Origin of the sequence: Methylobacterium sp. WL103, assembly GCF_008039885.1 — a bacterium.
Lineage (GTDB): Bacteria > Pseudomonadota > Alphaproteobacteria > Rhizobiales > Beijerinckiaceae > Methylobacterium > Methylobacterium cerastii.
In genome coordinates, this window is record NZ_VRUX01000067.1 from 1 (window position 1) to 13,350 (window position 13,350).

Sequence of the window (13,350 nt, forward strand, 5' to 3'; positions counted from 1 at the left end):
GCCCCACCGCGACGGCGCGGACCGACCGGGGCACGCTCGGCTTCACCCTCGGGGCCGGCGTCCAGTACGCGATCACCGAGCACCTCGCCCTCGGCCTCGACTATCGCTACATCGACCTCGGCGGCACCGGCCGCCTCGACCTCGGCGCGGTGCCCGGCCTCGGCCCGGTCTCGACCCGGGCGTCTTTCACGTCGAACCAGATGCTGGCGCGGCTGTCGTGGTATCCGGCCGGCCTGCGGCTGCCGCCCGAGCCCGACGAGGCGGCCCCGCACGATCCCGACAACGGCGACACCGGCCGCTTCTCGCTCCACGGCCAGACCACCTTCATCAACCAGGGCGTGAGCGGGTTCCGCTCGCCCTATCTCGGCCCGAACAGCCTGGTGCCGCGCCAAGCCCAGGCGACCACGACGGCGACCGCCTTCGTCGGCTTCAAGCTGCTGGAGGGCACCGAGCTCTACTACAACCCGGAATTCAGCCAGGGCTTCGGCCTGTCGCGGACGCTCGGCGTCGCCGGCTTCGTCAACGGCGAGGCGCAGAAGGCCGGCGCGCCGTTCCCGAAGCTGCGCTCGAACCGCTACTTCGTGCGGCAGACCTTCGGCCTCGGCGGCGAGACCGAGGACGTGCCCGACGGCCCGAACCAGGTCGCGACCCGCCGCGACGTCGAGCGGATCACCGTGGTCGCCGGCAAGTTCGCGCTGGGCGACTTCTTCGACGGCAACGTCTACGCCCACGACCCCCGCGTCGACTTCATGAACTGGTCGCTCTGGGCGGCCTCGGCCTGGGACTTCCCGGCCAACCTCCCCGGCTTCACGCAAGGCGTCTACGTCGAATACAACCGCGCCGAATTCGCAATCCGCGCCGCCTACACGCAGGTGCCCAAGGAGCCGTCGAACGACGTGCTCGACCCGCGGGTGTTCGACCGCCAGGGCGCCAACATCGAGTTCGAGGGGCGCTACGTCCTGCCCGCGCTCGAGCAACCGGGCCGCGTGCGGATCGGCTTCTTCTCGAACCAGGGCAACACCGCCAACTACCGGCAGGTCGTGGCGCTGACGCGATCGGGGGTGTTCGACGACGTCAACGACGCGGTCGCAGCCACCCGCCGCCCGCGGCGCAAGACCGGCGGCTACGTCAACCTCGAGCAGGCGGTCACGGCCGACCTCGGCGTGTTCGCCCGCGTCAGCCTGTCGGACGGGCGCAACGAGAGCCTGTCCTTCACCGACGTCGACCGGAGCGCGTCGGGCGGCGTCTCGCTGAAGGGGACCGCCTGGGGCCGGTCGGGCGACACCGTCGGCCTCGGCGCCACCGTGAACGGCCTCACGGAGGCCCACCAGGCCTACTTCGCCACCGGCGGCCTCGGCCTGCTGATCGGCGACGGGCGCCTGAACTACGCCCCCGAGCGGGCGCTCGAAGCCTACTACGCCATCGGCCTGACCAAGACCGTGACCCTGACCTTCGACTACCAGCGGGTGATCAACCCCGGCTACAACCGCGACCGGGGTCCTGCGGACTTTTTCGCCACCCGGCTGCACGCCGACTTCTGAGGGGTTCGCGCGGGCGCATCCCCGTCACGCGAGCCGGCCTCCACCGCGCCCGGGAATGCCCTGACGGCTACTCCGCCTCGTCCACGGTTTCGCCGAACACCGCCTCGAACCCGGCCCGCAGCTGCATGTCGACCTCGGGCATCGCGACGACGCGGCCGAGGTCGGCCAGGCTCGTCACCCCGTGGCCGCGGATGCCGCAGGGGACGATGCCGGAGAAATCCGCGAGATCCGGCTCGACGTTGAGGCTGATCCCGTGGAAGCTGACCCAGCGCCGCACGCGGATGCCGATCGCGGCGATCTTGTCCTCCACGGCGTCTCCGTTCTCCCGGCCCTTCTCCGGCCGCCGCACCCAGACGCCGACGCGGTCCTCGCGGCGTTCGGCCCGGACGTTGAAGGCGTCGAGGGTCGCGATGATCCAGGCCTCCAGGGCGGCCACGTAGGCGCGCAGGTCCGTGCGGCGGCGGTTGAGGTCGAGCATCACGTAGGCCACCCGCTGGCCGGGGCCGTGATAGGTGTACTGCCCGCCCCGCCCCGTCCGGTGCACCGGCAGCCGCGCCGGCGCCACGAGGTCGGCCTCGCGGGCCGAGGTGCCGGCGGTGTAGAGCGCCGGGTGCTCCAGCAGCCAGACGCATTCGGGCGCGAGCCCGCGCGCGATCGCGTCGGCCCGGGCCTCCATCCACGCCACCGCCGCGTCGTACCCGACAAGTGCGTCGCTGATCCGCCACGCCACCGGCGGAGAGCCTGCCCGCGGCAGGAACGTGTCGGGCGCGATCGCGAGACGGTGCGCGGCGTTTACCAAGGCTTCACCCTCTTTCGGGAATGCTCTCCTCCCACCGGTCCGTGCCGGTGGCAAGGCGTATGGGAGCGGTGGGCGCGTGGCGGTTCTGGAAGACCTCAAGGTCGATCTGACGGTGGTGCTCGGGCGCTGCCGCATGCCGCTGCACATGCTGCTGCGCATGGGACGCGGCGCGGTGATCGAACTGGAGGCGACCGAGACCGACCTCGTCGAGATCCTCGCCAACGACCACCCCGTCGCCCGCGGCCAGATCGTCGTGACCGGCAACCGCATCTCGATCGAGGTCACGGAGCTGATCCGCAAGGCGGATTCGGTGCGGATCCCCGGCGTCACCATCGGCGACGGCGCCGTGCCGTTCCTCGAAAGCCGCATGGAACCGGCCTGATCCAAGGCCCCGGCGAGGATTTGCCGGACCCTGCCGCGGAATTGCCGAGCCACGTTTCGGAATTGCTTGGCCGCAGCGCTTGTCGGATCGGGATCGATCTGGTATCCGCTGCGCCGCTCACCCGAGACGCCGGCCGCCGCAGCGGACCCGGATTTCGGAAAAGCGAACGGGACCCGACGGGTGCCGATGCGGCCATGGCGGAATTGGTAGACGCGCTAGCTTGAGGTGCTAGTCCTGCAAGGGGTGGAGGTTCGAGTCCTCTTGGCCGCACCAACGTTCTTCGATGTCGGACATCGAGACGTAGGTGCATGAAAACGAGTTTTGGGCGGCCGCGCTTCTCGATGGCGGCGCTCCCAGCGGTTCTTACGCGAACCCGACTTCGAGAGAGACGCGGATGGCGCGGTCTCTCGCTTCCGAAACACCAGACGTTTGGACGATCGCGCGCTCGGGTACTATTCGGGCAGCGAACGCTTTGCGCACGCAATGCCCAGCCTGCTGCGCGACATCGGCGAACGATCTTGGCTCCCGTATCCCCTGCCCGCTTGCTCTATGCTGAACCAGGCGCGGTTTCGGCGCGGACATTCTTTCGAAGGCGACCATGGCAGGGCTGAAGGACAAGCGCGGCTTCATCGACAAGGACCGGCTCGACCTCTCCGAGCGGAAGGCGGTCGAGTACTGGATGAAGCGCTGGGGCGTGACGCAGGACCAGCTCACCACGGCGCACCGCAAGGCCGGCCGCATGATCAAGGACATCGCGACCGAGCTCGGAAAGAAGCGCTGAGCGAGCTGACGCTCGTAGGCAAGCTTCGGCCAAGAGGCAGCGGATCAAAAAGTACGGGTCGTGGGCGTGCGGGGACGTGTTTCCGGGCGTGACGCACCCGTTTGGCGGCCAAGCTAGTCTACCACCGCTGCCGCCCCGGGCGGCTCTGAAGGCCGGTGTCAGCCTTCGCTGTCGCGGTTGAGGCCCAGAGCCTTCATCAGGTCGCCGATCGGGTCGCCCTGGGCCGCCCTGCCCGGCTGTGCGGTCGAGGCGACCGGGGTTGCGGCCTGCTCCGCGACCCGTGCCGTCGCCGGCTGGCTGCGCGGCGTGGAGGCGATCGGCCGGCGGGCGTGGACGTGCTCGGCCTTGCGCACCGGACGCGCCTCGGCCTGATCCTCGACGCTCGACAGGCTCGCCGTCATCGCGATCGGCAGGAGGGTGAAGGAGGCTGGGCGCACCAGGGCCGCCTCCACCACCGGCGCCGTGCGGGCCGGCGGGTCGTTCCAGGCCGTCGCCGCCTCGGCGATCGCGACGACAGAGTGTCCGCGACGCGTCTCGAAGGCCGGATCACGCGGATGCAGCACATGTGCGGCCGTGATCAATCCCGTGACGAGCGCGGCGGTCGTGAGGATTGTGGACTTGACATGTTCCATGATCTCAGAACGAACGGCCAAGGTCATGGTTCCGCTTGCGCGGAATCCTCCGTTTCAGCCCGCAGCGCCCGACCCTGAAACGAAAAGGGCGGCCCACCGGGCCGCCCTTTCGCATGTCGTGGAGCGCTTGCGGCCTACTCGGCCGCAGCCGAGGGCAGCTCGCCCAGCGGGCGGGCGCCGCTGTCGGACGCCTTCTGCTGGAGGATCATGCTGTCGCGGCGGCGTGCCACCGCGCGGATGTCGGCCACCATCGAGCCGGTGCCCGCCGGAATGAGCGAGCCGACGATGACGTTCTCCTTAAGGCCTTCGAGGTGATCGACCTTGCCGTTGACCGCCGCCTCTGTGAGGACGCGAGTGGTCTCCTGGAACGAGGCCGCCGAGATGAACGACTTCGTCTGCAGCGAGGCCTTGGTGATGCCGAGCAGGACGGGGACGCCCTGGACCGGCTTCTTGCCCTCGGCGAGCAGCTTCTCGTTGACCTCGGTCAGCTCCGTGCGGTCGATCTGGTCGCCCGCCAGGATGTCCGAGTCGCCGCCATCGGTGATCTCGACCTTCTGCAGCATCTGCCGGACGATGACCTCGATGTGCTTGTCGTTGATCGACACGCCCTGGAGCCGGTAGACCTCCTGGATCTCGTTGACGAGGTAAGCCGCAAGCTCCTCCACGCCCTTGATCGCCAGGATGTCGTGCGGCGCCGGGTTGCCGTCGACGATGTAGTCGCCGAGCTCGACCACGTCCCCGTCCTGAAGGTGGATGTGCTTGCCCTTCGGGATCAGGTACTCGACCGTCTCCGAGCCGTCATGCGGCGTCAGCGACAAGCGGCGCTTGTTCTTGTAGTCGCGCCCGAAGGCGATGGTGCCCGACTTCTCGGCGATGATCGCCGCGTCCTTCGGGCGCCGCGCCTCGAACAGCTCCGCCACCCGCGGCAGACCGCCGGTGATGTCGCGGGTCTTGGCCGAGTCGGTGGAGACGCGGGCGAGGATGTCACCGGCCTTCACCGAGCCGCCCGGGTCGTAGCCGATGATGGCGTCGACCGGGAGGAAGTAGCGGGCGTCCGAGCCGCGCGGCAGCTTGACCGGCTTGCCCTCGGAATCGACGACCACCATCGCCGGCTTGAGGTCCGAGGTGCGCGCCGAGCCGCGCCAGTCGATGACGACGCGCTTGGCGATGCCGGTCGACTCGTCGGTGGTCTCGGTGATCGACTGGCCGTCGACCATGTCCTCGTACATCACGACGCCGTCCGTCTCGGTGATGATCGGACGGGTGTAGGGGTCCCACTCGGCGATGCGCTGGCCGCGCTTCACCTTGTCGCCGTCATCGACGCGCAGGCGCGCGCCGTACTGCAGGCGGTGCACCGCCCGCTCCGTGCCGTCGGAGCCGACGACCACCACGGCCACGTTGCGGCCGGTGGCGATCAGGTCGCCGTCCGAGTTCTTAGCAATCGCGCGGTTGCGGATCTTGATCGTGCCTTCGAAGCTCGACTCGATGAAGGACGAATCCGCGATCTGCGCCGCGCCGCCGATGTGGAAGGTGCGCATGGTGAGCTGGGTGCCCGGCTCGCCGATCGACTGCGCCGCGATGACGCCGACGGCCTCGCCCATGTTGACGGGCGTGCCGCGGGCCAGATCCCGGCCGTAGCAGGTGGCGCAGACGCCCTGACGGGTCTGGCACACCAGCACCGAGCGGATCTTCACCTCCTGGATCCCGGCCGCCTGGATGGCGGGCAGGTGACGCTCCTCGATGGTCTCGCCGGTCTTGACGATGACCGTGCCGTCCTGGGCGACCAGGTCCTCCGCCGTGGCGCGGCCGAGGATGCGGATCGCCAGCGTGGCGACGACTTGGCCGGCATCGATGATGGCGCGCATCTTGATGCCGTTGGTCGTGCCGCAATCGACCTCGCGGATGACCGCGTCCTGGGCCACGTCGACGAGACGACGGGTCAGGTAGCCCGAGTTGGCGGTCTTCAACGCCGTGTCCGCGAGGCCCTTGCGGGCGCCGTGGGTGGAGTTGAAGTACTCGAGCACGTCGAGGCCTTCCTTGAAGTTTGAGATGATCGGCGTCTCGATGATCTCGCCCGAGGGCTTGGCCATCAGGCCACGCATGGCGGCGAGCTGCTTCATCTGCGCCGGCGAACCGCGCGCACCGGAGTGGCTCATCATGTAGATCGAGTTGATCTGCTTGTCGGCGCCGTCCTCATCCTTCTGGACGGTCGAGATCCGGAGCATCATCTCGGCGGCGAGCTTGTCCGAGCACTTGGCCCAGGCATCGACCACCTTGTTGTACTTCTCGCCCTGAGTGATCAGGCCGTCGTTGTACTGCTGCTCGTAGTCCTTCACCAGCGTGCGCGTGGTGTCGACGATGGTCCACTTGTTCTCGGGCACGACCATGTCGTCCTTGCCGAACGAGATGCCGGCCTTGAACGCATGGTTGAAGCCGAGCGCCATGATGCGATCGCAGAAGATCACCGACTCCTTCTGACCGCAGTGGCGGTAGACGGTGTCGATCATCGACGAGATCTCCTTCTTGGTCATCAGCTTGTTGACGACGTCGAAGGGCACCTTGGCGTGCAGCGGCAGCGCGCCGGACAGGATCACCCGGCCGGGCGTGGTGTCGTAGGTCTTGGTAAGCGGCTGGCCGTCGGGGCCGATGCCCTTCCAGCGCCACTTGATCTTCGAGTGCAGCTTCACGGACTTCGCGGCGAGCGCGTGCTCGAGCTCGCCCATGTCGCCGTAGACGCCCTGCATCGGGTTGGTCTTGTGGTCGGGCTGGAACGCGCCGACCAAGCCCTCGCCGACGATGGAGAGGTAGTACAGGCCGAGCACGATATCCTGCGAGGGCACGATGATCGGCTGGCCGTTGGCCGGGTGCAGGATGTTGTTGGTCGACATCATCAGGACGCGCGCCTCCAGCTGAGCCTCGAGGCTCAGGGGAACGTGCACGGCCATCTGGTCGCCGTCGAAGTCGGCGTTGAACGCGGCGCAGACCAGCGGGTGCAGCTGGATCGCCTTGCCCTCGATCAGCTTCGGCTCGAACGCCTGAATGCCGAGACGGTGGAGCGTCGGCGCGCGGTTGAGCATCACGGGATGCTCGCGGATCACCTCATCGAGGATGTCCCAGACCTCGGGCTTCTCCTTCTCGACGAGCTTCTTCGCCTGCTTGACGGTGGCCGAGAAGCCCTTGGCGTCGAGGCGCGCGTAGATGAAGGGCTTGAACAGCTCGAGCGCCATCTTCTTCGGCAGGCCGCACTGGTGCAGCTTCAGCTCGGGGCCGACCACGATGACCGAGCGACCGGAGTAGTCGACGCGCTTGCCGAGCAGGTTCTGGCGGAAGCGGCCCTGCTTGCCCTTGAGCATGTCGGCGAGCGACTTCAGCGGACGCTTGTTGGCGCCGGTGATGACCCGGCCGCGGCGGCCGTTGTCGAACAGCGCGTCGACGGCCTCCTGCAGCATCCGCTTCTCGTTGCGGATGATGATGTCGGGCGCGCGAAGCTCGATCAGCCGCTTGAGGCGGTTGTTGCGGTTGATCACGCGGCGGTAGAGGTCGTTCAGGTCCGACGTGGCGAAGCGGCCGCCGTCGAGCGGAACCAGCGGACGCAGGTCCGGCGGGATCACGGGGACGACGGTCAGGATCATCCACTCGGGCTTGTTGCCCGACATCTGAAACGCCTCGATGATCTTGAGGCGCTTCAAGAGCTTCTTGGGCTTCAGCTCGGAGGTGGTGGTCGCGATCTCCTCGCGCAGCGCGTCGGCGATGCCGTCGAGGTCGAGCTCCTGGAGGATCCGGCGGATCGCCTCGGCGCCGATCATCGCCGTGAACGAATCCTCGCCGTACTCCTCCTGGGCGCGCAGGTACTCCTCCTCCGACAGGAGCTGACGCTCCTTGAGGGGGGTGAGGCCCGGCTCGATGACGCAGTAGGACTCGAAGTAGAGAATCCGCTCGAGGTCCTTGAGCGGCATGTCGAGCAGCAGGCCGATGCGGCTCGGCAGCGACTTCAGGAACCAGATGTGGGCGACGGGGGCGGCGAGCTCGATATGGCCCATGCGGTCGCGCCGGACGCGCGCGAGGGTGACCTCGACGCCGCACTTCTCGCAGATGACGCCCTTGTACTTCATGCGCTTGTACTTGCCGCACAAGCACTCGTAGTCCTTGATCGGCCCGAAGATGCGGGCGCAGAACAGGCCGTCACGCTCCGGCTTGAACGTCCGGTAGTTGATCGTCTCGGGCTTCTTGATCTCGCCGTAAGACCACGAGAGGATCTTTTCGGGGCTGGAGATTGAGATCTTGATCTGGTCGAAGCTCTGGGGCTGAGCCTGCTGGTTGAAAAGGTTCATGACCTCTTGGTTCATGATCCGCTCCTTGCTTGACGGGAACGCGCGCCCTGCGCCGGCGCCGTCCGCGTCTTGAAATCAACTCGGCGCCGCGCCCGTCGGGGCGCCGCTGGCCGTCGGCCCGTCCGGAGGCTCCGCCCCTCCCCGCTCGAACCGTGCCGGCATCGCTGCCGGCACGGGAGGTGTCGTGTCCTTCGTGGTCCGCATCGTCTTCACGCGAACCGGCTTCCACTTCGCTCGACGAGGCGTCCGATTACTCGGCCGCGTCGGCGGGCGGCTCGAGGGCGTCGTTGGCGGCCTTCTTGGACGAGGTCAGCTCGACGTTGAGACCGAGCGACCGCATCTCCTTCACCAGCACGTTGAAGCTCTCGGGAATGCCGGCCTCGAAGGTGTCGTCGCCGCGGACGATCGCCTCGTAGACCTTGGTGCGGCCGGCCACGTCGTCCGACTTCACCGTGAGCATCTCCTGCAGCGTGTAGGCCGCACCGTAGGCCTCCAGCGCCCAGACCTCCATCTCGCCGAAGCGCTGCCCGCCGAACTGCGCCTTTCCGCCGAGCGGCTGCTGGGTGACCAGCGAGTACGGGCCGATCGAGCGCGCGTGGATCTTGTCGTCCACGAGGTGGTGGAGCTTCAGCATGTAGATGTAGCCCATCGTCACCTTGCGGTCGAAGGGCTCGCCGGTGCGCCCGTCATAGAGCGTCGACTGCGCCGAGCGGTCGAGGCCGGCCATCTCCAGCATGGTCTCGATGTCGGCTTCCTTGGCGCCGTTGAACACCGGGGTCGCCATCGGCACGCCGCGGCGCACGTTGTTGGCGGCCTCGGCCATGTCCTCGTCCGACAGGCCTTCCAGCTCCGACGGGGAGTAGATCGCCTGCATCTCGGCCCGCAGCGGCTCGATGTCCTGGCTCTTCAGGTAGGCGTCGACCGCCTTGCCGACCTTGCGGCCGAGGCCGGCCGCGGCCCAGCCGAGGTGGGTCTCGAGGATCTGGCCGACGTTCATGCGCGAGGGCACGCCGAGCGGGTTGAGCACGATGTCGGCGTGGGTCCCGTCCTCGAGGAACGGCATGTCTTCGATCGGTACGATCCGCGAGACCACGCCCTTGTTGCCGTGGCGGCCGGCCATCTTGTCGCCCGGCTGGATCTTGCGCTTCACCGCGACGAAGACCTTGACCATCTTCATCACGCCGGGGGGCAACTCGTCGCCGCGCTGCAGCTTCTCGACCTTGTCGAGGAAGCGCTGCTCGAGGCGCTTCTTCGACTCGTCGTACTGCTTCTGCATCGCCTCCATCTCGGTCATGAGACGGTCCTCGACGACGGCGAACTGCCACCATTGCGAGCGCGGGTACTCGTTGATGAGCTCACGCGTCAGCGTGGTCTCCTTCTTGAACCCCTTCGGGCCGGCGATCGGCGCCTGGCCGATCAGCACGCCGGAGAGGCGGGCGTAGGTGTTGCGGTCGAGGATCGCCTGCTCGTCGTCGCGGTCCTTGGCGAGGCGCTCGATCTCCTCGCGCTCGATCGCCTGGGCGCGCTCGTCCTTGTCGACGCCGTGGCGGTTGAACACCCGGACCTCGACGATCGTGCCGGTCACGCCCGGGGGAACCCGGAGCGACGTGTCGCGCACGTCGGACGCCTTCTCGCCGAAGATGGCGCGAAGGAGTTTCTCCTCCGGCGTCATCGGGCTCTCGCCCTTCGGGGTGATCTTGCCGACGAGGATGTCGCCCGCATGCACCTCGGCGCCGATGTAGACGATGCCGGCCTCGTCGAGGTTCTTGAGTGCCTCCTCCGAGACGTTCGGGATGTCGCGGGTGATCTCCTCCGGACCCAGCTTGGTGTCGCGGGCCATCACCTCGAATTCCTCGATATGGATCGAGGTGAACACGTCATCCTTCACGATCCGCTCGGAAAGCAGGATCGAGTCCTCGAAGTTGTACCCGTTCCACGGCATGAACGCGACGAGGACGTTGCGGCCGAGCGCGAGCTCGCCGAACTCGGTGGACGGGCCGTCGGCGATGATCTCGCCCTTCTTCACCGGCTCTCCGACGCGGACCAGCGGCTTCTGCGTGATGCAGGTCGACTGGTTGGAGCGCTGGAACTTCTGCAGGCGGTAGATGTCGACGCCGGGCTTGGTGGCGTCGGCCTCCTCGGTGGCCCGGATGACGATACGGGTGGCGTCCACCTGATCAACGATGCCGGAGCGGCGAGCGGCGATGGCGGCGCCCGAGTCGCGGGCGACCACGGCCTCCATGCCGGTGCCGACGAACGGCGCGTCGGCGCGGACCAGCGGCACGGCCTGCCGCTGCATGTTCGAGCCCATCAGCGCGCGGTTGGCGTCGTCGTTCTCGAGGAACGGGATCAGCGCCGCGGCCACCGACACGAGCTGCTTCGGCGACACGTCCATCAGGTCGACGCGCTCGGGGCCGACGACGATCACGTCGCCGGCGCGGCGGCAGACCACCAGCTCCTCGGTGAGCTTCTTGTTCTCGTCCATCTGCGCGTTGGCCTGGGCGACGTAGTACTTCGCCTCCTCCATCGCGGAGAGGTACGAGACCTCGTTGGTGACGACGCCGTCCTTGACCCGACGGAACGGGGTCTCGATGAAGCCGTACTTGTTCACGCGCGCGAAGGTGGCGAGTGAGTTGATCAGGCCGATGTTCGGGCCTTCCGGCGTCTCGATCGGGCAGATGCGGCCGTAGTGGGTCGGGTGCACGTCGCGCACCTCGAAGCCGGCGCGCTCGCGGGTCAGGCCGCCCGGGCCAAGCGCCGAGAGGCGGCGCTTGTGTGTCACCTCGGAGAGCGGGTTGGTCTGGTCCATGAACTGGGACAGCTGCGACGAGCCGAAGAACTCGCGCACCGCGGCCGCCGCGGGCTTCGCGTTGATGAGGTCCTGCGGCATCACCGTGTCGATGTCGACCTGGCTCATGCGCTCGCGGATGGCGCGCTCCATGCGGAGCAGGCCGAGGCGGTACTGGTTCTCCATCAGCTCGCCGACCGACCGGACGCGGCGGTTGCCGAGGTGGTCGATGTCGTCGATCTCGCCCTTGCCGTCGCGCAGCTCCACGAGCGCCATGACGACCGACAGCATGTCCTCCTTGCGGAGGGTGCGGACGGTGTCCTCGGCATCGAGGTCAAGGCGCATGTTCATCTTCACGCGGCCGACGGCGGACAGGTCGTAGCGCTCGCTGTCGAAGAACAGCGAGTGGAACATCGCTTCCGCCGTCTCCAGCGTCGGCGGCTCGCCCGGGCGCATGACGCGGTAGATGTCGAACAGCGCGCCCTCGCGAGCGGAGTTCTTGTCCACGGCCAACGTGTTGCGGATGTAGGGGCCGATGTTGACGTGGTCGATGTCGAGCACCGGGATCTCGGCGACGCCGACCTCTTCCAGCGCCTTGAGCAGCTTCTCGGAGATCTCCTCGCCGGCCTCGGCCCAGATCTCGCCGGTCTTCACGTCGACGAGGTCCTCGGCGACGTACTGGCCGACCAGGTCCTCGTCGGTCGCCTTGAGGAACTTGGTGCCCTTCTCGGCGATCTGGCGGGCGTTGCGGGCGTTCAGCTTCTTACCGGTTTCGAGCACGACCTCGCCGGAATCGGCGTCGATCATGTCGACCGAGGCCTTGAAGCCCTTCAGCCGCTCGGCGTCGAACGGCACGCGCCAGTCGGCGCCGTCCCGGTCGTAGACGACCTTGTTGTAGAAGGTGGACAGGATCTCCTCGCCCGACAGGCCGAGCGCATAGAGCAGCGACGTCACCGGCAGCTTGCGCTTCCGGTCGATGCGGACGTGCACGATGTCCTTGGCGTCGAACTCGACGTCGAGCCAGGAGCCGCGATACGGGATGATGCGGGCGGCGAACAGCAGCTTGCCCGACGAGTGGGTCTTGCCCTTGTCGTGGTCGAAGAACACGCCCGGCGAGCGGTGCATCTGCGAGACGATGACGCGCTCGGTGCCGTTGACGATGAAGGTGCCGTTCTCCGTCATCAGGGGCATGTCGCCCATGTAGACGTCCTGCTCCTTGATGTCCTTGACCGACTTCGCCGCCGTGTCGGGATCGACATCGAACACGATCAGCCGCAGGGTCACCTTCAGCGGGGCCGCGAAGGTGATGCCGCGCTGGCGGCACTCGTCGACGTCGTACTTCGGCTGCTCGAAGGTGTAGCGCACGAACTCGAGCAGCGCCGTCGAGGAGAAGTCCGAGATCGGGAATACGCCCCGGAACACGCTCTGCAGGCCCTCGTCGCCGCGACCGCCCTCGGGCTCGTGCATCATCAGGAACTGGTCGTAGGACGCCTTCTGAACCTCGATGAGGTTCGGCATCTCGGCGACTTCCTTGATCTTGCCGAAGAACTTCCGAATGCGCTTGCGACCGACCAGCGTATTGGCCATGTGACCTCGCTCCACCATCTTCGCGTCCTGGTCGCCCGGGGAAGTTTTTCGAACTCCCGCACCGGGCCATGGCTCGCGTCCCGCCGGACCGCGCCACCCGAATCGACTGTTCCCAGCGGCTTGTCCAAAGCCGAAACCCGTTCCAGGGTTCGCCGGCCGCTTGAAGCGGCCTCAGCCCGCGGGTGCGAACACCCGCGGGCTGCGGTCACGGCCGACTCCCGAGAGAGCCGCCGTGGGTGACGGGCCGGGTGCGGCCCGTCGTCGACTTACTTGAGCTCGACCTTGGCGCCGGCCTTCTCGAGCTGCGCCTTGAGCTTCTCGCCCTCGTCCTTGGTGACGGACTCCTTGACGGCCTTCGGGGCCGCCTCGACGAGGTCCTTGGCTTCCTTGAGGCCGAGGCCGGTGATCGCGCGGACCTCCTTGATGACCTCGATCTTCTTGTCGCCGACGGCGGCGAGCATGACCGTGAACTCGGTCTGCTCCTCGACGGCGGCGGCGATGTCGCCGCC

General features: G+C 67.7%; 8 protein-coding genes and 1 tRNA gene. 4 read left to right on the forward strand and 5 right to left on the reverse strand.

The features are described 5' to 3' along the window. Nucleotides 1–1,541, forward strand: a 1,541-nt coding sequence (locus FV222_RS06940; protein WP_147813598.1) for a carbohydrate porin, incomplete at its 5' end; no start/stop codon positions are given. Nucleotides 1,542–1,608: 67 nt separating this feature from the next. Here the strand turns inward: FV222_RS06940 and lipB are convergent. Then, nucleotides 1,609–2,340 (reverse strand): lipoyl(octanoyl) transferase LipB, encoded by a 732-nt coding sequence (gene lipB / locus FV222_RS06945; protein ID WP_147762914.1) that lies wholly within the window; start codon nucleotides 2,338–2,340, stop codon nucleotides 1,609–1,611. A 76-nt stretch (nucleotides 2,341–2,416) separates the two neighbouring features. Between lipB and FV222_RS06950 the strand changes: the two genes are divergently transcribed. From FV222_RS06950 to FV222_RS06960, 3 genes are all read left to right on the forward strand, one after another. After that, complete coding sequence (locus tag FV222_RS06950; protein ID WP_147752998.1) at nucleotides 2,417–2,722, forward strand: FliM/FliN family flagellar motor switch protein; 306 nt, start codon at nucleotides 2,417–2,419, stop codon at nucleotides 2,720–2,722. 188 nt (nucleotides 2,723–2,910) lie between these two features. After that, a tRNA-Leu gene (locus FV222_RS06955) sits at nucleotides 2,911–2,995 on the forward strand. A gap of 325 nt (nucleotides 2,996–3,320) precedes the next feature. Beyond that, complete coding sequence (locus tag FV222_RS06960; RefSeq protein ID WP_147752997.1) at nucleotides 3,321–3,503, forward strand: DUF3606 domain-containing protein; 183 nt, start codon at nucleotides 3,321–3,323, stop codon at nucleotides 3,501–3,503. A gap of 158 nt (nucleotides 3,504–3,661) precedes the next feature. Here FV222_RS06960 and FV222_RS06965 read toward each other — a convergent pair whose 3' ends face one another. The 4 genes from FV222_RS06965 to rplL form a co-directional block, all read right to left on the reverse strand. After that, nucleotides 3,662–4,135, reverse strand: coding sequence for a hypothetical protein (locus tag FV222_RS06965; protein ID WP_187277243.1), 474 nt, complete (start codon nucleotides 4,133–4,135; stop codon nucleotides 3,662–3,664). Between the two features lie 134 nt (nucleotides 4,136–4,269). Continuing rightward, nucleotides 4,270–8,481: a DNA-directed RNA polymerase subunit beta' gene (gene rpoC / locus FV222_RS06970; RefSeq protein ID WP_147752995.1), complete on the reverse strand. Its 4,212-nt coding sequence runs from the start codon at nucleotides 8,479–8,481 to the stop codon at nucleotides 4,270–4,272. A 235-nt stretch (nucleotides 8,482–8,716) separates the two neighbouring features. Then, a complete protein-coding gene (gene rpoB, locus FV222_RS06975) occupies nucleotides 8,717–12,841 on the reverse strand; it encodes a DNA-directed RNA polymerase subunit beta (protein ID WP_147752994.1) in 4,125 nt (1,374 codons plus the stop codon). Between the two features lie 266 nt (nucleotides 12,842–13,107). Further along, nucleotides 13,108–13,350 (reverse strand): 50S ribosomal protein L7/L12 (gene rplL, locus FV222_RS06980; RefSeq protein ID WP_147813600.1); only part of this gene is annotated, 243 nt, incomplete at its 5' end.

What these genes read in the sequence shown, in the direction of transcription:
- FV222_RS06960 (WP_147752997.1), top strand. Translation starts at nt 3,321, where the DNA reads ATGGCAGGGCTGAAGGACAAGCGCGGCTTCATCGACAAGGACCGGCTC.
- FV222_RS06965 (WP_187277243.1), bottom strand. Translation starts at nt 4,135, where the DNA reads ATGGAACATGTCAAGTCCACAATCCTCACGACCGCCGCGCTCGTCACG.
- rpoC (WP_147752995.1), bottom strand. Translation starts at nt 8,481, where the DNA reads ATGAACCAAGAGGTCATGAACCTTTTCAACCAGCAGGCTCAGCCCCAG.
- rpoB (WP_147752994.1), bottom strand. Translation starts at nt 12,841, where the DNA reads ATGGCCAATACGCTGGTCGGTCGCAAGCGCATTCGGAAGTTCTTCGGC.